The organism is Bacillus sp. ISL-4 (assembly GCF_018613275.1).
GTDB classification, from domain to species: domain Bacteria; phylum Bacillota; class Bacilli; order Bacillales; family DSM-1321; genus Peribacillus; species Peribacillus simplex_E.
Map to the genome: position 1 here is coordinate 311,216 of NZ_JAGGQN010000010.1, position 20,556 is coordinate 331,771.

Here is a 20,556-nt window from a genome sequence, read left to right on the forward strand (position 1 = left end):
ATCTTCATATCGTTATCATTTTATCACATCGTTACAAAAAAACCTCTATTTTTTGAAGAAATCAAATTTAATTCCTACCCAAAACCTATGCTAACCATAAATTTCCATTAAAAAGGGGTATCCAAAAGGATACCCGGATTCTTAGCTTGCCTTTTCATAATTATTTTTGTCGTATATATTTATACCGGCTTCGTTTAACATCCATTCGATATGGACTCCATACCCACTTGTAGGATCATTAACGAATACATGGGTGACTGCACCGATTAATTTCCCATTTTGTATGATAGGACTGCCGCTCATACCTTGAACGATCCCACCTGTTTTTTGCAGCAATTCTTTATCCGTCACTTTTAAGACCATTCCTTTAATAGCAGGAAACTTCTGTGGTATGGAGCTGACGATTTCGACATCGAATTCCTCCACTTCAGAACCATTCACCACTGTAAGGATTTTTGCTGGTCCTTCCTTTACCTCATGGGAAAGGGTGATGGGGAGTGGCTTGTCGTTAATTCCATTTTTAAAATCTTGATTTAATTTCCCAAAAATTCCAAAGGGACTATTGCGATTGATATTTCCTATTTTTTCTTTATTAGAAGAAAAGCGTGCCAATTTTTCTCCGGGATCACCATTGCTTCCTTTTTCGATGGATGTGACCGTCGATTGAACAATCTGTCCGTCCTTAACAACAATCGGCTTTTTTGTATCCATATCGGATATGACATGTCCCAACGCCCCATATTTTTTTGAATCCGGGTGATAAAACGTCATCGTTCCGATACCAGCTGCCGAATCACGGATATACAAACCCAATTTGTAAGTTCCTTCATTCTTATCTTTTAGAGGTAATAGGGTACTGTGGAGCACTTCATTATCACGGTTAATGACAAGATTCAACGCCTCACCCTTTTCGCCTGCCTGCTGAACAAAAGGGGTTACATCCCCCATCTTCTTTATCGTCTGACCATTGATTTCTGTAATAATATCACCGATTTCAATTTTCGCTTTTTCTCCCGGTGATTTTTTCCCCTGCGCAGTATCAATAAGATGATGACCTACTACGAGCACCCCAAGAGTATTAAGCTTTACTCCAATGGATTGGCCACCAGGCATGACTTTAAAGTCTTTTAACACCCTGATGTCGACCTTTTTGGCAGGCAGGCCTGCTACATCGAGTAACACTTCATTCGTACCTGGCTTCTCAGCACCAAGCGTAATCGAAGCTTGTTCATCATGAAGCGAAATTCCATCACTGGATCCCGAAGTTTTTGCAGAAACAGGCAATGATTTGGAAATACTATATTGACTTCCTTCAAATAGTACAAGATGATTTGGAATTAAAAAATATTCACGAAATGGCTGGTATAACCCTAATGTTAATAGCGAAACAAGGAGAATTCCACCGATGATCCTGTTTATCCATATAAATTTCAATCCATTCACTCTCCTCGCTCTCTGAAACTTAATGGCTACACCTTTAATTTAGCCCTCATGACAGTCATTTATAACAGGTGCAAAAAATAAAAGCTATCCGTTTTTGGATAGCTTTACAATGAATGCTTATGATTAGTTTAATAAATCTTCTTACCGGCCCATCAAGATGTAATTTTCAGCCTTTTGGCAAGCTGGATTAATTCATTGGCATGTTGTTTCGTCAAATCCGTTATCTCTACTCCTGAAATCATCCTGCCAATTTCTTTTATTTTTTCAGTTTCAATTAACGGCTTTACCGAGGTATTCGTGCGTCCGGCCCTTACATTTTTCGCTATGAAAAGGTGCGTATCCGCCATAGCTGCCACCTGTGGCAAATGGGATATGCAAAGTACTTGTGATCCGGTTGCCACTTTATAGATCTTTTCGGCAATGGATTGCGCAACCCGTCCGCTCACACCTGTGTCCACTTCATCAAAGATAATGGACGTTATACCTTGGTGCTTGGAGAATATGCTTTTCAATGCCAGCATGATCCTCGACAGTTCACCACCAGATGCGATTTTAGAAAGAGGTTTTAATGGTTCACCTGGATTGGTGGAAATATAAAATTCCATTGAATCCAGCCCTGACTGATTGATGCCCCTATCTGACAATTCATCGAAAGTATAGGCAGTTTGAAGGAAATGCGGTTCGAAAATTGTCTTTTCCATGTATAAATCTTTTAATTCCTGATGAATCTTTTTGGTTAGCTGCTGAGCGAATTTCTGGCGAAGTTCAGAAAGATTCTTTGCTTCGACAATTAAATCTGCCTTGATGGATTTCATTTCCTTTTCAAGCTTCGCTATATGGGTTTCCCTATTTTGCAGCTTTTCGACTTCTTCTTCAATAGCGGCCCCATACTCCAGGATTTCCTCGATGGTCCGCCCGTATTTACGCTTTAATTGATTTATTTCATTAAGGCGACTTTCAATGAATTCCACTCGCTCTGTATCATAATCCAAAGAGTCTAATTGGTCACGGATGTTAGACACGGCCTCCTCAAGCAGGAAGTAGCTATTTGAAACGGTTTCAGAGCTGTTCTTTAAACCTTCATCAAGCCCTGCCGCTTCCTCCAAATTATTCATGGCTACGGAAAGCCAATCAATTGCATGCTGTTCACCATTTAAAGCATTATAACTGGTTTGCAGCGCTTCATGGATTTTTTCGAAATTATTAATTTTCTTCCGCTCTTCCATCAATTCTTCATCTTCGCGTAATTTCAAATCAGCTTTTTGGATTTCATCGAATTGAAATTGGATCAAATCAAGGCGGTGGACCATTTGCTGTTCATTTTGGCTCAAACCATTCAATTGTTTAGAAGCGGTTTCATAACGTTTATATAGCTTTTGGTATTCAGTGAGTGCAGATGCGATTTTTTCACCGCCGAATTGATCGAGCAGTGGAAGATGGAGTCGTTCGTCCATCAATTCCTGATGTTCATGCTGACCATGGATATCTATCAACGTCCGTCCTATCTCACGTAAGGTGGAAATCGTTACAAGCTTTCCATTTACCCTGCATACGCTTTTGCCGCTCAGTGAGATATCCCTTCGAAGTATCGCCATCCCATCATTCATATCGATGCCAAACTCTTCAGCTTTGGCAAAGACCGGGTGTTTTTCATCTTCAATTTGGAATAACCCTTCTATTTCAGCCTTCGACTCACCATGCCGAATGAACTCTGCAGAACCACGTCCCCCAACCAAAAGATGAACGGCATCTATTATGATTGACTTCCCTGCCCCTGTTTCTCCTGTCAAGACCGTCAAGCCTTTCTCAAATGAAACGGACAGGCTGTCTATGATCGCAAAATTCCTAATCGATAGTTCTGTTAACAAACTAGGTCACCTCACAACATTATTAGAGCATGTCCAAGAATTTGCCGGAAATGATCTTTGCTTCTTCCTCAGAACGGCAGATAATTAAACAAGTATCGTCGCCGCCGATCGTCCCGAGTATTTCTTGCCAATTTAAATTATCAATCAATGCACAGATTGCCTGGGCATTACCTGGGAGCATCTTCATAACCAGTAAATTGTTGGCTGAGTCAATGCGTACAAATGCATCGACAAGGATTCTCTTTAATTTTTGAAGTGGATTGAAACGTTGGTCGGCCGGCAGACTGTATTTATACCTTCCATCCGTTAAAGGAACTTTTACAAGGTGAAGCTCTTTAATATCCCTAGAAACAGTAGCTTGAGTTACATTGTATCCAGCTAATTTCAATTCTTCAACTAACTCATCCTGGGTTTCGATATCATTATTCGTTATAATGTCCCTTATTTTTATATGTCGCTGTCCTTTATTCATAAGTAGAAGCACCTCTTCTCAACTGTTGCTCATTTAATGGTAATGGTATCACTTTCATTTCTTACTTAAGCAGGCTGTCCCGCTATGGGATTGCTTCGGTCATCAGTACGTGCAAATAGGCCGCTTTGGAAAGTGGCTAATATTAATGTTATCGGATTTTTATGCAATTGTACAACTTTTTCTCTAAAAATGAATACAAGTCTGTTATTTGTACTTACCTATTTTATGTATCCACCGATAAATGATCCAAGTTCATGACCCACAATATATAGTTAAAAAGCTCCTTTAGCCAACCATTCAGCCAAAGGAGCCCATACAAAGTTCTAGCTATTCTTTTTTAAATTGGGCATGGGCATCTCCAACGATGTCATCAACCGTTTTCGAAAGCAATATCGCTCCATCTTCCTTCGACCCCTGCCAGTGTAAATGAAGTAAGAATTCAATATTTCCATCACCGCCGGTAATCGGTGAGAAGGAGGCATCCTTAATATCATAGCCTTCCTTTAAAGAAAAAGAAATGATCTTATCCAATACTTGTTTATGGATTTTGGGATCACGAACAATCCCCTTTTTACCCACTTGATCCTTCCCAGCTTCGAATTGCGGTTTAACCAAGGCGACGACATCACTATTCGGGACGAGCAAGGTCTTTAGCACCGGTAAAATTAACGTAAGCGAGATGAAAGAAACATCAATGCTAGCAAAGTTTGGCATCTCCCCATCGAGATCGGCGGGTGTAACATAACGGAAATTGGTCCGTTCCATTACTTTTACCCGCTCATCCTGTCTAAGCTTCCAGGCAAGCTGATTATAGCCGACATCAAGCGCATAAGACATTTTGGCGCCATTTTGCAAAGCACAATCCGTGAACCCACCAGTTGATGATCCTATATCAAGCAGTACTTTTCCATTCACTTGCAAATCGAATTCCCTTAATGCCTTCTCAAGTTTAAGACCGCCTCTTGAAACGTAAGGCATGACCTTTCCTTTGATCGTAAATTCGAGATCGACCGGCACTTTTTCCCCCGGTTTTTCGTACCTTTCTTCATTCGCATAGACAAGGCCAGCCATAACCATACGCTTCGCTTTTTCACGTGTATCGGCCAAGCCTTGTTCTACAAGTAATACATCTACTCTTTCTTTCATCACTTTCATATTGTCAGGCCCTTTTTTCTTTTTTGGGTGTTATCATTTTAATCTTTTTGATGGCTGTCTCAGTCGTTAAACCGATTTCTTCAAGCAGCTCATCGACACTTCCATGTTCAATGAAATAATCAGGTATTCCCATTCGATCTATAATTGCCCCATAAAATCCTTGATCATGAGCATATTCAAGTATAGAGCTACCAAAACCACCTTGAAGAACCGCTTCTTCTATTGTCAAGATTGGCATTTTTTCACCAAGGAGACTGCTTAGCATGTTCTCATCCAAAGGCTTAATGAACCGGGCATTGATCACCTTAACTGAATAATCCTCTTTTTCCAGCAGTTCTGCCGCTTCAAGAGCCATGGGAATCGTTGTTCCGAACGTTAATATGGCAGCATCCGTTCCTTCTTTAAGAACTTCCCACGAACCGATTGGAATCTGCTTTAATTCGGTATCCATCACAACTCCCCAACCATTCCCACGAGGGAAACGCATAGCAATCGGACCATCATTATAGTTTAAGGCAGTATTGACCATATGCTGACCTTCGTTTTCATCTTTAGGCATCATCAACACCATATTCGGAACATGGCGTAAGAAAGCAATATCGAAAACGCCTTGATGCGTTTCACCATCGGAACCAACCAATCCGGCACGATCGATCCCTATGAATACGTTCAGATTTTGACGGCAAATATCATGAACGACCTGGTCATAAGCTCTTTGCAGGAAGGTTGAATATATAGCCAGGAAAGGTTTCATTTTTTGAGTTGCCAATCCTGCAGCAAAAGTTGCAGCATGCTGCTCGGCAATCCCTACATCATAGAAACGCTCTGGGAACTCTTGAGAAAAGCCCACCAACTTCGATCCTACGGGCATTGCAGGTGTAATCGCGACAATCCGCTCATCGTCACGAGCTAGCCTGCTGACAGTATCGCTTACAAGAGCGCTCCAAGCAGGACCTTTACTAGGGGATTTAACGAAATCGCCAGTCTCGATCTTATATGGGCCTGTCCCATGCCAGTTCCCTGTTGTATCCAATTCGGCAGGTGAATATCCTTTGCCTTTTTTCGTGATGACATGCAGCAGTACAGGTCCCTTCGTTTTCTTGGCATATCTTAAATTCTCCAGCAATTCTTCATAATTATGACCATCTACTGGTCCAAGGTATGTGAAACCAAGCTCTTCGAAAAAGATTCCTGAGACCAATAAGTACTTCATGCTATCCTTCAAGCGTTCCGCTGTAGCTGCAAGTTTACCACCGACTGCAGGAATTTTTTTCAAAAGCAGCTCCAATTCATCTTTTGCCCAGTTATATTTACCTGCTGTCCGCAATCTTCCCAATACCGTGTGTAAAGCACCTACGTTAGGGGCTATGGACATTTCATTATCATTCAGGATAACGATCATGTCCTTTTTTTCATCACCGATATGATTCAACGCTTCAAGCGCCATTCCGCCTGTTAGTGCACCGTCCCCGATTACAGGCAATATAAAACTGCTTTCACCTTTGATATCACGGGCAGCGGCCATTCCCATTGCAGCTGAAAGGGAAGTCGAACTGTGACCTGTTTCCCAAACATCATGGGGGCTTTCAATCATTTTGGGAAAACCGCAAAGACCTTTATATTTCTTTAAGGTGTCGAACTCTCCTGCTCTGCCAGTCAGGATTTTATGGACATAGGATTGATGTCCGACATCCCATAAAATTTTATCATTCGGACTGTCGAATTCTTTATGCAAGGCTATAGTCAACTCAACGACACCTAAATTGGGCCCAATATGCCCACCGGTCACCGATAATTTTTCCACAAGGAATTTACGTACTTCCACACTTAACTCGACAAGTTCTTCATTATTCATCTTCTTCAAAAAAGAAGGGTCTTTTATAGATAGAAGATCCAAACAGGACCACTCACTTTCTGTAATTTTCGATTGTAAGCATAAACAAAGCCGCATTAAAGAGGACTATGGATGACTAGACCGAAAAATTGGTTTTAAGTTAAAAAATAGCCGCCAACACCCAGGTGATTTCGGCGGCTTATTATACCTATTTTATCACGTATCTCAATAAAAAAATTCATTTTGATTTTCACATATTTTTGCACAATGAGTATACCATAAAACCTCAATTGATAACAAATTTAGCCACAATCAATGATTACGGTTCGCTATTAAATCAGTTAGTTCATTCAACAAACCCGTTTGTAATGTTGTTTTTCCCAAAGCGGCATGGGCAAGTTCTATATGATGTTCCAACTTTTCCTTTGCCCCTTGAAGCGTAAGTAAAGATGGATATGTGCTTTTATGATTCCCCACATCACTGCCAACCGGCTTGCCGATCAACTCGACTGACCCTTCAATATCCAGAATATCATCGCGAATTTGAAAAGCAAGCCCCAGGTGGTATGCAAAGTCACGTAAATGCAGTTGCTGTTCTTCATTCGCCCCGGCTAATATAGCACCGGAAAGGATGCTTGCAGTCAATAACTTCCCTGTTTTATGTTCATGTATATACTCCAATTCCTGAAGGGTCAACTGTTTATTTTCACCTTCCATATCCGCAACTTGACCTCCAACCATTCCTTCGGCGCCGGCAGAATTTGCAATTTCACTTACTAGGTTCAGCTTCATTTCAGCCGTCACCTCGGGATCGATCATATCCGTCACCAATTGAAAGCTATATGTAAGAAGCGCATCACCAGCCAGTATTGCTACCGCTTCACCGAACACTTTATGATTCGTCGGTTTTCCGCGGCGGAGATCATCATCATCCATCGCAGGAAGATCATCATGAATCAAAGAATATGTATGAATCATTTCAATGGCAGCCGCTGCAGGAATCCCCATCCTCAAGTTTTTTCCAAAGGCCTCCAGAACCGCAAAGACCAATAACGGGCGAATCCGTTTACCTCCTGCCTCAAGTGAATAGATCATAGCTTCTTTGACCACTGCCGGAGCTTTAAGTTTATTTACATATCCCACGATTTCCCGTTCTATAACCGCCTTATATTCTTTAGAAAACATATCAAAGGACGCCGTACCCATGTCATTCTTCCTCCTTTACAGCGAAGTTTTCAAGTTCCCCATCTTCGCGTAAAATTTGAGTCAACTGATTTTCAACAGCCTTAAGCTTTGAATGGCAAAGCCTTGATAAATCCATTCCTTGTTTATATATGGAGATGGCTTCTTCCAAGGGTACATCGCCTTCTTCCAACTGCTCTACAATTTTTTCGAGATTCTCCATCGCTTCTTCAAATGTAGCTTCCTGTTTTTTTGTCATGGTTCAATCCGCTCCTTTATTTCTTTAATTTCACATTCAAGTGTTCCATCTTTTATCGACACCGCTATCTTATCCCCTTTGGATACTTGCTGTGTACTTTTCACTAATGTCTCATCCTCAGTAAAAACCAAACCATAGCCCCGTTCCATGATTTTTAGTGGACTGAGGGCAGATAAAGTGGCTGTAATATGGACGAACTGCTGTGATTTTTGCCGATAGATGGCTTCCATGGCCCTCCGTAAAACCTTTGCATGCTGCTGTAATTCATCTTTCGCATTTTGCACCGCTTGTTCAGGATGCTGCTTTTTCAGAATATCGTTCAGCTGATTCAGCTCATCTCTCTTTTTCATGAAATATCGCGTGCTGGTCCTACCTAGCCTGTCCATCGTCTTGTCTAGCTGTTCAAGCTTCTGTTCATACATTTTATGTGGATAACGGAAGGCATAAGACCTCTCCATCCTGGTCAAACGGGTTCGTTCAAAATTCACCGCTTCTTGAATGGAGCGGGTCAATCGGTTCTTGCGGTTCATCAGGCGTTCGAGTATTTCATTCAAGTGAGGAACCGCTAACTCTGCTGCACCAGTCGGTGTAGGAGCACGCATATCGGCGACAAAATCAGCAATTGTAAAATCGGTTTCGTGACCGACAGCTGAAATTACCGGTATATCGGAATCATAAATCGATTCAGCCACTATCTCCTCATTAAACGCCCATAGTTCCTCAATCGACCCGCCGCCCCTTCCGACAATGAGAACATCGCTTTCCGCCCTTGCGTTTGCCATGGAAATTGCCTTGGCAATCGATTTAGCTGCATTATTCCCTTGTACAAGTGCTGGATAAACGATGATCCTGGCGATTGGATATCTCCGCTTGATGGTTATCAGGATATCTCTTAATGCAGCTCCGGTCGGCGATGTTATGACACCTACAGACTTAGGGTACTGCGGGATCGGCTTCTTGTGTTCGGCCAAAAACAAACCTGCCGCCTCCAGCTTTTTCTTCAGCTGTTCATAAGCAAGATACAAATCCCCCACACCATCAGGGGCCATGCTTTTCACATAAAGCTGATACTGTCCCCCTGCTTCATATAATGATATATCGCCCTTAACAAGTACCTTCATACCATTTTCGGGCAGGAATTTCATCCCTTTATTATTGGCGGCAAACATAACGGAGAGGAGTCGGGCCTTCTCATCCTTTAAAGTAAAATACATGTGTCCGCTTGTATGTTGTTTAAAATTCGAAATTTCACCTTTTATGTATACATTTTGCAAATGGGGGTCGGCATCGAACTTCCTTTTGATGTACTTCGTTAAAGCCGACACACTCAAATATTGTTGGTTGCTCATATAATGTCTCCTTCCGATGGAAATCGGATATAAAGAAAACCGCCTATAGATTACACTTGAAACTTGATTAATCCATGAATGGAAAAAAGCGGTCTCCCGTTATTATAAAACAAGAGGTCCGCTTCTTTAAAATAATTTAACGTTTTTTTCAGCTTTTTAATGCTTGCTCGTTCTGTTCAAGTGCTTTTTGAGCAGATTTGACCGTATTCTTCATAAGCATCGTAATCGTCATTGGACCAACGCCTTTAGGAACAGGTGTGATGTATGAAGCCTTATTTTTCACTTCATCAAACGACACATCACCGCAAAGCTTCCCTTCATCATTCCTGTTCATTCCGACGTCAATGACGACTGCGCCTTCTTTAATATGGTCACTCGTGATCGTGTCCCTCTTTCCGACAGCTGCCACAACGACATCGGCTTGCTTAGTATAATAGGCAAGATCCTTTGTCCGTGAATGACAGTATGTAACGGTTGCATTTGCATTTAAAAATAATTGTCCGGCTGGTTTTCCGACGATATTACTTCTCCCTACGATGACAACATGCTTACCTTCAAGGTCATAGTCGATATACTCAAGCATTACCATGACGCCATATGGAGTACAAGGTAAAAATGCATCTTGCCCCGTCATCATCCGCCCAATATTAATCGGGTGGAATCCATCAACATCCTTTTCAGGCGAAATCGCTTCAATGATCGCTTTTTCCTGAATATGTCCAGGCAAAGGCAGCTGCACCAATATCCCATGAATGCTGTCGTCCTGGTTTAATTCAGCAATGCTCTGAATTAATTCCTCCTGAGAGAGTTCCGCAGGCTTTTTAATCAATACGGAATGCATGCCCAAGTCCTCACAGGCCTTATGCTTATTGCGCACATAAGTTTGTGATGCTTGATTGTCACCCACCAGGATTACAGCCAAACCCGGAACGATATTTTTTTCACGTAATTGTTGAACTTCCTTACTGATTTCCTGCCTAACTGACTCCGCAATTTCTTTACCATTAATGATTTGAGCTGACATGTGTTTATTCCTCCCAAGTTAATTTCGCTAAAGAAATTGCAGTGAGAATCCTTGTTCAAGGCTGCAACTTCAGCTGCCGCTTTTCACCTTTACTTTGGATAAAACGGCATTTACAAAGCTGCTCGATTGATCATCACCGAATTTCTTAGCAATTTCAATAGCTTCATTCATTGCAACACTTACAGGAACATCTTCACTGTGAACCATTTCATAAACCGCGATCCGCAGTAAATTCCGATCAATGTTCGCCAGTCTTTCCAACGTCCAATTCTCTAAGTTGTCCCTGATCATTCCATCAATTTGTTCTCGATTTTCCGTTATCCCCATTACTAATTTCCTGAAATATTCATCAGTTGGGGCACCATCCAGTACGCTTTCCATTGCTTCTTCTACATTCGAGTTGGCAATATCTATCTGATATAGTGCTTGAAGGGATTTTTCACGGGCTTCTCTTCTTTTCATAATCTTACTCCTTTAACATCTACTATTATATATGAAAATGCTAGAACAAACGAACATTAAATAACATTTTTTCAAAAATATTAAGATTTTCGCTATATTTTTTTAAAATCAAGCTAAATCCCACTAAATTCAAGGCCAAAAGACTCAATATCTTGAATCAAGATAACATCTCAAGATTACTTTCCAATTAACGGCCAACACAGTCCCATACTTTTTGAAAGTGTCAAAAAGCTCATGCCTAGCTTTCATGCTCATATTTCACCTTTTACACTCTAACAGAAATCACCCTTGAATTAAAGGGAAACTTCCAGACACCGCCTTATTATGTTCATTTAAATTTAATATTATAAGCAAGCTCAAAATTCGGGGTATCATGGAGTATACATTCAAAAAAACAAAAACCCGGCTTTTTGCCGGGTTTTTGCAGGTGTGAATCAAATGAAGCCACTTACACTTCTTGTTCGTAATCCGCTTCTTGTTTAGCGTTATCAAAAGCAATGCCCACTACATGAATGTTCACTTCGCCAGCGTCGATAGCGGTCATATTCAACAAAGCTTCACGAATGTTATCTTGCACTTCCTGAGCAACTTTCGGAATTGAAACACCAAACTTCATGACACAATAAAGTTCGACTTTGATGGATTCTCCCGTTAAGTCCACTTTAACACCTTTACCGTGGTTCTTTTTACCAAGCTTTTCAACAACACCCGTAGCGAAATTCCCGCGCATATGTGCAACACCTTCAACTTCCGATGCAGCGATACCCGCAATTACCTCTATCACCTCAGGCGCAATCTCCACTTTGCCCAGCCCACTATTATAATCATTCATTTCGAGTAATTGGCCTTCCATTTCACTCATTCAAAAGCACCTCCTGTCTTCCTTTACATTATGAGTTCATTACATCATATATTTCAAGGAATTTGGTATTAAATTCCCCGGAAACAAATTGGTCATGTTGAAGTAACTTAATATGGAAAGGAATTGTGGTACTGATCCCTTCAATGACAAACTCACCTAAGGCGCGTTTCATCTTCTCGATCGCCTCTTCTCTAGTCGATGCATGGACGATCAATTTAGCGATCATGGAATCGTAATACGGCGGTATTGAGTATCCAGGGTATGCCGCGGAATCCACACGAACTCCGTAGCCGCCTGGCGGTAAATACATTTGAATCTTACCTGCAGAAGGCATGAAATTCTTTTCTGGATTTTCCGCATTTATCCGGCATTCGATAGACCATCCGTTAAAAGTGACATCTTCTTGTGAAAGCGAAAGTTTGTTACCTGAAGCAACTTTAATCTGTTCTTTAATCAAATCCACGCCCGTTACCATTTCCGTAACTGGGTGTTCAACCTGGATACGTGTATTCATTTCCATAAAGTAGTATTTTCTATTCACATAGTCATAAATAAATTCTACTGTTCCGGCACCTGAATAGTTAACGGCAAGTGCAGCCGTTACTGCAGCCTGCCCCATTTCCGCACGTGTTTCACCATCCAACGCTGGTGACGGGGTTTCTTCAACAAGTTTTTGCAAACGTCGTTGGACCGTACAATCACGCTCACCTAAATGGATGGCGTTGCCATGATTATCTGCCATGACCTGTATTTCAACGTGACGGAAGTCCTCAATGAACTTTTCAATATACACGCCAGGATTCCCAAATGCCGTCGCGGCTTCCTGTTGTGTGATGTTAATGCCTTTAATGAGATCTTCTTCCGTCCTTGCGACACGGATACCTTTACCGCCTCCGCCAGCAGTAGCTTTGATGATGACTGGATAGCCCATTTCATTAGCTAGGGCTACACCCTCATCCGTATTTTTAATTATGCCTTTAGAACCCGGTACGATCGGTACACCAGCTTTGCGCATGGTTTCCCTTGCTACATCCTTTGTTCCCATTTTATTGATCGCTTCGGGGCTAGGACCGATGAAAATGATATTGCATTCACGGCATAGCTCAGCAAAGTCGGCATTTTCAGCTAGGAATCCATATCCTGGATGAATTGCATCAGATCCCGTTTTCTTGGCTGTGCTGATAATGTTCGTTTTATTTAAATAACTGTCTTTTGATAATTTAGGACCGATGCAATATGCTTCATCCGCAATTTGAACATGTAATGCTTCTTTATCTGCTTCTGAATAGACTGCAACAGTCTCGATTCCTAATTCCTTGCATGCCCGGATGATTCGGACAGCAATTTCCCCACGATTGGCAATTAATACCTTTTTAATCATTTAGAAACAGCTCCTCATTCCGGCTTTACTAAAAATAATGGTTGACCATATTCTACAAGTTGCCCTTCTTTTACAAGGACTTCAACGATTTCACCGCTTACTTCAGCTTCGATTTCATTGAAAAGTTTCATGGCTTCCACGATGCAGACAATGGAATCCCCCGTTACTTTATCGCCTGTTTTTACGTATGCAGGTGAATCCGGTGCAGGAGATTGGTAGAATGTTCCTACCATCGGAGAAGTGATTTTATGTAAATTCTCCTGTTCGGTGACGGCAGCAGCAGGTTTTGCAGGCTCAACAGCTTTCGGCACTGCAGGGGCCGCTGCGGGATTGACCGCTACAGCTGCATTGGCTTGAACAACATCTGGAGCAGCTACTGGTTGTAATACTGTACCCGTTTCAGTTTTTTTCAATTTAATTTTCGTTCCTTCATTTTCAAAAACGAATTCACTGATATTTGATTGATCGACTAGCTTAATAATTTCACGAATTTCTTGCACTTTCATTTTGTGGCACCCCTTGTCTAATTTAATATGAGTTTGTGAGGCAATAATATTTTATGTAACCTTACCCTTAGCTTATCCTACTTTGTCCAATACTGCACAAAGTAGCCGCTTTCTTTATGCGAATGCGAATAAACTGAATAAAAACCTCATCTGTATTATAACAGATTTTTCACTTTCTCAAAATATTGTTTCCCTAAGAGAAATGAAAAGTTTATGACCAGCTTCTAACATCATACAATATTAGCTTATACAAATTCAATGATAGATTAGTTGTAACTTATTATCCATACTTATATCTTACACCTTTATTATAATATTGTGAATATTTTTCACCTGGGGCACCTTAACGCCTTCTCTTGAATTTCGCATTTAATTCCTAAAAAAAGGTAATAATATCCAGTGTAATTACTTTTCTAGAATATTACGGATGGTCGTTATCACCATTTTTATTTGATTTCCTTATGCCAATTGACATAAAAAAACTTTTCCTCTAAAGTTTCCAGATTGTAAGATAGTTTAAAAAAACATAATAAAAAAAGCCTCCTTTTTTTTATTAAGGGGGCTTTCAAATTTTTATGATGTTGAACTGTTCTGTATCAGCATTATTTTCTGTAAGTGTATTTACTTTTCCGGTTGGAAATCGACCACAACATTTTGTGCATCGCTCACTTCTTTCCTTACGAGGCGGATAATGTTATTGGCCTCTGTTTTCGTTTGTTTATCGGCCTTGACACTCACCTTTACATCCGTACCGTCCACCCGGACCAGTGCGGCATTGTAATCCATGGCAACAATTAAGTTTTCGATGATATTTTCTTTTACTTTCGTTTCACTTAATTGTTCGATTTTTGCATAAGCCTCGTCTCTTTCTTCAGCTGATAGTTCTGTATTGCCCATCTTTGCAGTCAATTCTTCATTCAGCTTCGCCCGTTCATCTTCAATCTGCATCCTTAACGATTCGAACTCATCTCCAGATGCAATGGTTACAGAGGAACCTTCTGTATTTTTGGACGTTTCTTTTTCACTTTTACTTTCCTCTTTTGTATCCGCTTTGTTCTCTGTTTTAGTTTCTGCTTTATTTTCTTCCTTTTGCTCTGTTGCCGTCATATCGGCGGCATTTTCTTCAGGAGCGGTTAAATAATAGACTGAAAGCACAACGACCAGACTTAGCATAGTCAATAACCAAACGGTTTGTTTTTTTAATAACATGTAGATTTTCCCCCTTATTTTTTAGGCATGACAGAAACCCTGTGACTCGGTACATCAAGTGAGCGTGTGACAGCCTCGATGATCCACTTCTTTATTTGAATGTTTTCGGCCCCTTTAGCGACAACCAGGACTCCTCGTACACTAGGTTTTTTCGTTTCCGAAATGATCGGTCCTTCTTTTTCACCGCTCTTGACCAAAACTAGCTGTTCATCAACAGATGTGTCTTCGACCGTCCTTTTGCCGCCTTCCTGGTCGGTTTCTTCAGTGACTTGTTTTTGGGTGACTTTGTTTCTTTCATATACTTTTTTCTCGGATGCATCGACGTAGATTACGACTTTTACATCCTGGACGCCTGCGATGGATTCAAGCGCTTCCTTCATTTCATTCTGAAGATATATTTCATAGTCTTTTGTTGTCTTGAATTCAGATTTCTTCTGGCCGAATGTTTCAACATCCCCCTCATCATCCTGCTGTTTATCATTATTGAATACAGTCTTCACTTCAGGTGTTTGTCCAGTCTGGTTGGTGGTTAACAAATTCCCGGCCATCATGATTCCCGCTCCCAAAAGGACAACTATTAGAGCATAGACATACAGGGAAGGTTTTTTTTCCTTAGGCTCTTTTTGGTCAGGGTCTTTATTTAATAGTTTTTGCAGCCAGGATAATGGACCTTTGTCTTTGTTCAATACTCAGTCACTTCCTTTCCCCGGCGATTTCAATGATTTCTTCATCAACAGACCAACTTGTTGCCAGAAACCTTTTGACAGCATCCAGATTGGCATCATTCGAAGTGGATGGGCTATCTGCATTGATATCAACCTTCGCTACTGCCTCTATCTCCGAGTTTTCTTTCCCTTCTGCCTTTTCCAATGAGATGGTTATATTCTGCAGATCATCAACACCCGGTTCTTCCACATTCTTGACCCCTACATCAATTGAACTAATCTTCATGTTATAATCCACCATCAGCTCCTCTTCCACTTCTGCCTGTAAGTCAACAGCCATTTGTTTTAAAATATATGCACCCTGGGTAGCTTGTATTTCTTTTTTCTTCATTTCTGTCAAATTTCCTAAATCTTTTTTTTCCTGACCCTCAAATTCACTAGTAGCCGCAGTGAGAATATCGTCGAAATCCATATTGAATAATCCCAATATAGGAGTGATGATGATCGCAATCAGTAAAAGTCCGATGACCATTTTTGCATACTTCTGTAAAGCTGAATTCGGAAGAAGCATATCAATCACAGTAGCCAGCAATACAAATATGATGATGTTGGATATCCAGCCAGCTAAAAAACTCACCAAGCCCTCCTCCTTTCTAACGAACCATCAGGGTAATGTTTCCAGAGGCGATAATTACCGTGACACTTAAAAAAAACATGAGTGAGACAATGGCCAATGCAGCGAAAATATAAATCATGCTTTTACTTATAACGTCAAGGCATTTTATTACAGGTCCTCCGCCCAGCGGCTGCAAAAGACTCGCTGCCAATTTATATATAAAAGAAATCATCAAGATTTTTATGGCGGGAAACGTGGTAATGAGCAAGAGAATGATGACCCCTGACAAGCCCACTGTATTTTTCAATAGGACGGAGGCACTGATGACGGTATCCGTTGCATCGGTAAACATGCGCCCTATTACCGGTATAAAGTTACCTGTCACGAATTTGGCTGTCCTGATGGTCACTCCGTCAGCTACAGCTGAGGATGCTCCCTGAACGGAGATCACACCAAGGAATATGGTCATGAATGCTCCAAGGATACCGATGGCAAAATTACGGAGAAGTTGTGCCATCTGAGTCACTTTGTAATGTTCGGTCAGCGTGCTGACTATGCTTAAAATCGCTGCAAAGAATAATAACGGAAGGACGACAAACTGGATCAAGATGCCGCTTGTATTCATTAAAAACATCAATACCGGATGAAAGAATGCTGCCGATACAAGTCCGCCTGAAGCAGCTATCAAGGCCAAGAGTAAAGGGATGAGCGCCATTAAAAAGGAAATCATCAAATCTATCGTATCTTTTGTATATTCCATGGCCACATGAAAACTGTTAAGTGCCAAAATGATCAGAACCATATAAACGATTGCATAAGCAACCTTACTTACAGAGCTTTGCTCGAACGCATTCTGCAAAGACTGGAGGAACATGCTGAAAACGGTTAATAAAATGAGTGATCCCAGCAGCTTTCCATTCACGAGCAGTTCATGAAAAATGAATTTTGTCATTCCCTTTATCCATTGCTCAAAGGAAAATTTCTTATCGCCGCTTACAAAATCCATGAAGCTCCCTTTCTGGCTTTCCGGTAAGAATCCTCCATATTCCGTAACAATGTCATCCCAATATTGTTTGAGCTCATCGACACCAAGCCTTTCTATTTGGGCTTGTACCAGTTCGGACTGCATGATCGGCTCTTGATCGATTTCACCATTTTCTGGATTTTCGGCAGCTTGTCCAATAGATGCATGCAAAAAAAAGAGTAAAACGAATAGAATGGATAAGTAAGGCATCCGCTGCTTCATACATTCACCTCATTGACTAGTAGGAGTAATCCTTTAACTAGGGAGCATCTGTAAAATCGTTTCGATAATGACCGTCAAAATCGGAATCGCCATGGCAAGAATCAAGATTTTTCCACTCAATTCTATTTTGGAAGCGAGCGAGCCTTGCCCCGCATCTTTTGTAATTTGAGAAGCGAATTCTGCAATATAGGCAATTCCGATTATTTTTAAGATGGTCTCTAGGTACACGGTATTTACATTCGCATTAACTGCAATTTTTTCTAACATTAAAATGATTTCGTATATTTTGTCAGCTAAAAAAAGAAAAATGGAGCATCCTACAAAAACGACTAACAGGAATGCGAAATTTGGTTTTTGCTCTTTGACGATCAGTGCCAAAAAGGTGGCAACTAGGGCAATACCCACGATTTTTATGATTTCAATCGCGAATCCCTCCCTTATTGAAATAGAAATACAGATTTAATTTTTTGAAATAAATCCTCTACAACAGAAGCAACCATGAATAAAATATAGATAAATCCGAAAAGTGTCACCCACTGGGCATATTCCTTCTTCCCAACCTGATCGAGTATCGTGTGAAGAAATGCCACAACTAGCCCAACACCCGCTATTTTAAATATGATGTCCACATCAATGCCCATTCTCATTCCCCCCACATATTCCTACATCAGCAAGATGATCAATAATAGCCCTGTTAAAAAACCAAGACTTTTCACCATTTTTTCATATTTTCCCTGGCGGTCGAGTGCATCGCTCTCTTCCCGTTCCAAGTGTGCCATCGTTAGCATGATTTGCTTTTGCTGATGATATTTATCGCTTTTTCCAAGCGTCTCCCCAAACTGTGAAAGAATCTCGAATTCTCCCTGTTGTAAAGCAAGGGATTGCCATATTTTCTTCAAACTATCATCCCATGCTTCTTTGACGGTGGTCTCACCTGACTCGAGTCGATTTGCGAATGTATCGAAAAAGATGGATAAAGGTTTGGCCATCTGTTTAGAAAGTTTCCTTGCTGCTTCTTTCAAAGGTGTATGACCATACATGATTTCAGCTTCAAGCGATTGCATGGCTACTTTCAGCTGTCTCAGTTGACGGGGCCTCATACTTAATTTTTTCGCAGCTTCGAAACCTGCCCATGTCGTTGCAATAATAATGATCGCTGCTCCTATTATCTTAAACATGCGGGCTCACACCTTCTCCCAAGAAAATGGGAACCCCCGATGCATCAAGGACTTTGTAGCTCCTCTTACCGGATTTACTTCTCTGTAATTCTATAAAACGTTCAAAGATGTTTTGCTTTAATATTTCCGCGATAAAAGGTCGCTTCTTAATCTCATCCAGTGTATGGCCATGTGTGGTTATCATGAGTTTAATACCTGCATTCACCGCTTCCAGCACAGCTTGTGTATCCTCTGCGCGACCTATTTCATCCACGATCAATACATCCGGGGACATTGAACGGATCATCATCATCATCCCTTCCGCTTTAGGACATCCATCGAGCACATCAACCCTTGTTCCAAATTCGAGCTGCGGCACTCCATGAACACATCCGGCAATTTCCGAGCGCTCGTCCACTATCCCCACCTTTTGAGGAGCAATGCCGCGTTTTTCATTACCACTGGATATCATTCTTGCAATATCACGTAATATGGTCGTTTTTCCCGTTTGCGGAGCACCGATCAACATAGTATGCTGCCATTCCCCGTCATATAAATATGAAGTGAGTGGTTCAGCTGCACCTATTTTTTCACGTGCAACCCGAATATTGAATGAGGATATATCCCTGATCGCTTTGACCGACCCATTTTCAAGGATCACCTTCCCAGCAAGCCCCACCCGATGTCCGCCCGCTATGGTTATATAACCACGCTTTAATTCTTCCTCAAGTGTATATAACGAAAATTGACCTATTTGATTCAATAATTGATCTGCATCCAGATGGGTCACTTCATAGGAAAAGAAGTATGGTTCCCCTCCTACAATGACCTCAAGCGGCCTTCCAACCCGAATTCGCAGCTCTTCCATCTTATCGATCATCATCGGTGTCATACCCCGGAGTTGCTCGTTTAATTTTTTCGGTAAAAAAGAAAGAATCGTTTCCATTTTGACAATCCTCCTGTATACACCACTTTCAATAAAATATATGCCGACAAGCCCATAATGATGACAGGCTATTAAAGAAACAGACCTATTATTGATTTTTTATATCTTCTGAGATCAAAAAAAAAACAAAAAAAGACCGAGAAATTAATCTCGGTCTACAGTCTTTTTATATAAGAAAGTTCGAGTTGTTTTCAGAAATCCGCTCCCATTCCGCGACTGTCTGCCAATTGTCCTTGGTGTCTCGGCTAGCCAGTTTTTCGGCAGGAGTGCCGAAGTCTTGTTTTTAAATCAGGTAAGCATTCCCTCGATAGAATCCTCAACAAACTGAGGCCGAGAAATTAATCTCGGCCTCCTTTCATTTATGCACGTGATACGTAAGAACCTTCATTAGTGTTGATCAATAATTTGTCACCTTGGTTGATGAAGAATGGAACTTGAACCGAAAGGCCCGTCTCAAGTACGGCTGATTTCGTGCCGCCTGAAGATGTATCTCCTTTAATTCCCGGCTCAGTCTCAGCCACTTCAAGTTGCACTGTGTTTGGAAGCTCGACCCCAAGTGTTTCCGCTTGGAAAGTCATGATATGTACTTCCATATTTTCCTTAAGGAATTTAAGTTCACGTTCAATGCTTGAAGCAGGCAGTTCGATTTGGTCATACGTTTCGTTATCCATGAATACATGGCTATCTCCACTTGCATAAAGGTACTGCATCTTGCGGTTTTCGATATGTGCTTTAGCTACTTTTTCACCAGCACGGAATGTTTTCTCTTGGATTGAACCCGTACGAAGGTTACGAAGTTTAGAACGTACAAAAGCTGCACCTTTACCAGGTTTAACATGTTGGAACTCGATAACCTGCCAAATTCCATTATCTACTTCAATTGTAACACCCGTGCGAAAATCGTTTACAGAAATCATAAA

22 protein-coding genes are annotated in these 20,556 nt (G+C 41.1%); all 22 read right to left on the bottom strand.

Going from position 1 to position 20,556, the window contains the following annotated elements:
• Window positions 1-141: 141 nt before the first annotated feature.
• Entirely contained in the window at window positions 142-1,434 is a 1,293-nt protein-coding gene (gene spoIVB, locus J7J00_RS07885) for a SpoIVB peptidase (protein WP_214789644.1), read from the bottom strand.
• Window positions 1,435-1,595: 161 nt separating this feature from the next.
• Complete coding sequence (gene recN / locus J7J00_RS07890; protein ID WP_076365435.1) at window positions 1,596-3,311, bottom strand: DNA repair protein RecN; 1,716 nt, start codon at window positions 3,309-3,311, stop codon at window positions 1,596-1,598.
• Window positions 3,312-3,333: 22 nt separating this feature from the next.
• Window positions 3,334-3,783 carry a transcriptional regulator AhrC/ArgR gene (gene ahrC / locus J7J00_RS07895; RefSeq protein WP_214789646.1) on the bottom strand — a complete coding sequence of 150 codons (450 nt, stop codon included), beginning with the start codon at window positions 3,781-3,783 and terminating at the stop codon, window positions 3,334-3,336.
• A gap of 327 nt (window positions 3,784-4,110) precedes the next feature.
• A complete protein-coding gene (locus J7J00_RS07900; protein WP_214789648.1) occupies window positions 4,111-4,938 on the bottom strand; it encodes a TlyA family RNA methyltransferase in 828 nt (275 codons plus the stop codon).
• A gap of 4 nt (window positions 4,939-4,942) precedes the next feature.
• A complete protein-coding gene (dxs, locus tag J7J00_RS07905; protein ID WP_214789651.1) occupies window positions 4,943-6,835 on the bottom strand; it encodes a 1-deoxy-D-xylulose-5-phosphate synthase in 1,893 nt (630 codons plus the stop codon).
• Between the two features lie 249 nt (window positions 6,836-7,084).
• Entirely contained in the window at window positions 7,085-7,978 is an 894-nt protein-coding gene (locus J7J00_RS07910; protein WP_214789653.1) for a polyprenyl synthetase family protein, read from the bottom strand.
• A gap of 1 nt (window position 7,979) precedes the next feature.
• Window positions 7,980-8,213, bottom strand: coding sequence for an exodeoxyribonuclease VII small subunit (locus tag J7J00_RS07915; protein ID WP_214789655.1), 234 nt, complete (start codon window positions 8,211-8,213; stop codon window positions 7,980-7,982).
• On the bottom strand, window positions 8,210-9,562 hold the full coding sequence (gene xseA / locus J7J00_RS07920; protein WP_214789657.1) for an exodeoxyribonuclease VII large subunit: 1,353 nt from the start codon (window positions 9,560-9,562) through the stop codon (window positions 8,210-8,212). Before xseA ends, J7J00_RS07915 begins: the two co-directional genes overlap by 4 nt.
• A gap of 148 nt (window positions 9,563-9,710) precedes the next feature.
• On the bottom strand, window positions 9,711-10,586 hold the full coding sequence (gene folD, locus J7J00_RS07925) for a bifunctional methylenetetrahydrofolate dehydrogenase/methenyltetrahydrofolate cyclohydrolase FolD (RefSeq protein ID WP_214789659.1): 876 nt from the start codon (window positions 10,584-10,586) through the stop codon (window positions 9,711-9,713).
• A gap of 69 nt (window positions 10,587-10,655) precedes the next feature.
• The gene (gene nusB, locus J7J00_RS07930; protein WP_214789662.1) at window positions 10,656-11,048 is read right to left on the bottom strand and encodes a transcription antitermination factor NusB; all 393 of its coding nucleotides are present in this window, start codon (window positions 11,046-11,048) and stop codon (window positions 10,656-10,658) included.
• Between the two features lie 448 nt (window positions 11,049-11,496).
• The gene (locus J7J00_RS07935; protein ID WP_396020512.1) at window positions 11,497-11,901 is read right to left on the bottom strand and encodes an Asp23/Gls24 family envelope stress response protein; all 405 of its coding nucleotides are present in this window, start codon (window positions 11,899-11,901) and stop codon (window positions 11,497-11,499) included.
• Between the two features lie 37 nt (window positions 11,902-11,938).
• A complete protein-coding gene (accC, locus tag J7J00_RS07940) occupies window positions 11,939-13,291 on the bottom strand; it encodes an acetyl-CoA carboxylase biotin carboxylase subunit (protein WP_214789667.1) in 1,353 nt (450 codons plus the stop codon).
• Window positions 13,292-13,305: 14 nt separating this feature from the next.
• Window positions 13,306-13,797, bottom strand: a complete 492-nt coding sequence (accB, locus tag J7J00_RS07945; protein ID WP_214789669.1) for an acetyl-CoA carboxylase biotin carboxyl carrier protein — start codon at window positions 13,795-13,797, stop codon at window positions 13,306-13,308.
• A 621-nt stretch (window positions 13,798-14,418) separates the two neighbouring features.
• Window positions 14,419-15,006, bottom strand: a complete 588-nt coding sequence (locus J7J00_RS07950) for a SpoIIIAH-like family protein (protein WP_214789671.1) — start codon at window positions 15,004-15,006, stop codon at window positions 14,419-14,421.
• A gap of 14 nt (window positions 15,007-15,020) precedes the next feature.
• Window positions 15,021-15,692 carry a stage III sporulation protein AG gene (gene spoIIIAG / locus J7J00_RS07955; RefSeq protein WP_063233088.1) on the bottom strand — a complete coding sequence of 224 codons (672 nt, stop codon included), beginning with the start codon at window positions 15,690-15,692 and terminating at the stop codon, window positions 15,021-15,023.
• A gap of 7 nt (window positions 15,693-15,699) precedes the next feature.
• Entirely contained in the window at window positions 15,700-16,308 is a 609-nt protein-coding gene (gene spoIIIAF, locus J7J00_RS07960) for a stage III sporulation protein AF (protein ID WP_214789673.1), read from the bottom strand.
• Between the two features lie 16 nt (window positions 16,309-16,324).
• Window positions 16,325-17,533, bottom strand: coding sequence for a stage III sporulation protein AE (spoIIIAE, locus tag J7J00_RS07965; RefSeq protein WP_214789675.1), 1,209 nt, complete (start codon window positions 17,531-17,533; stop codon window positions 16,325-16,327).
• Between the two features lie 33 nt (window positions 17,534-17,566).
• The gene (spoIIIAD, locus tag J7J00_RS07970; RefSeq protein ID WP_214789950.1) at window positions 17,567-17,956 is read right to left on the bottom strand and encodes a stage III sporulation protein AD; all 390 of its coding nucleotides are present in this window, start codon (window positions 17,954-17,956) and stop codon (window positions 17,567-17,569) included.
• A gap of 14 nt (window positions 17,957-17,970) precedes the next feature.
• Entirely contained in the window at window positions 17,971-18,174 is a 204-nt protein-coding gene (gene spoIIIAC, locus J7J00_RS07975; RefSeq protein WP_034308319.1) for a stage III sporulation protein AC, read from the bottom strand.
• 21 nt (window positions 18,175-18,195) lie between these two features.
• Window positions 18,196-18,711, bottom strand: a complete 516-nt coding sequence (spoIIIAB, locus tag J7J00_RS07980) for a stage III sporulation protein SpoIIIAB (protein ID WP_214789677.1) — start codon at window positions 18,709-18,711, stop codon at window positions 18,196-18,198.
• Window positions 18,704-19,636, bottom strand: a complete 933-nt coding sequence (gene spoIIIAA / locus J7J00_RS07985; protein WP_214789679.1) for a stage III sporulation protein AA — start codon at window positions 19,634-19,636, stop codon at window positions 18,704-18,706. The genes spoIIIAB and spoIIIAA overlap by 8 nt, the downstream gene beginning before the upstream one ends.
• A gap of 359 nt (window positions 19,637-19,995) precedes the next feature.
• A complete protein-coding gene (gene efp / locus J7J00_RS07990) occupies window positions 19,996-20,553 on the bottom strand; it encodes an elongation factor P (protein WP_214789681.1) in 558 nt (185 codons plus the stop codon).
• Window positions 20,554-20,556: the final 3 nt, after the last annotated feature.